Raw genomic sequence first — 650 nt, forward strand, 5'->3', positions numbered from 1 at the left:
AGCAATTCGATGGCGTCGTCGCGCACCGCCTGCGCTACCGGTACGAAGCTGCCCGGCTCGTACACGTAGTGGGTGGTGCGCGCACCAAAGCCGTCCTCGTCGGCAATCTTGCTTTCCCAGGCCAGCGTGTCGCTGTCCCAGCCATACAACGTGAAGCCGCATTGCAGCTCGCGGTTGCGCTTGACCCGCTCGGCGCGGTTCCAGTGTGGCCCCGCTTCGCTTCTTTCCTCGTAGTGCGCCTGGCTGTGCTTGGACAAGCGCCGGCCGAGGGCGTCGTAGGTGTAGTCGACCTTCAGGCGCTCGTCTTCGTAGTGGGTCAGGCGGTCGAACAGGTCCCACGTAAAACGGCCTTCCTTGCCGTTGTGCCAGCGTTGCGTGAGGTTGCCGCGCGCGTCGTACTGGTAGTGGGTGCCGGCGTATTGCTTGAGCAGATTGTCCAGTGCCTTGATGCGCGGCATGCGCTGTCGCTCGGCTTCGCGCTGCTCGGCCGGGTCGATCAGGTTGCTGGCCGGATCGAAGTCAAACGTCTCGTGGCCGAGCCGGCTTTGCGCTTCGAGCAGGCGGCCCACCGGATCGTAGCGGTAGGCGAGCTGCCCGCGCCGCGTGTCGTTGATGTCGGTGAGCTGGCCGCTGGCGTCGTACCGGTAGCG

Annotated in this window: 1 pseudogene; it reads right to left on the reverse strand. The window is 65.5% G+C overall.

The window, feature by feature from the left end:
* A pseudogene (locus tag WS75_RS23645) lies at positions 1–650 on the reverse strand (RHS repeat domain-containing protein); the annotation flags it as partial.

Source organism: Burkholderia sp. FL-7-2-10-S1-D7 (genome assembly GCF_001524185.1).
Classification (GTDB): Bacteria; Pseudomonadota; Gammaproteobacteria; order Burkholderiales; family Burkholderiaceae; genus Burkholderia; species Burkholderia diffusa.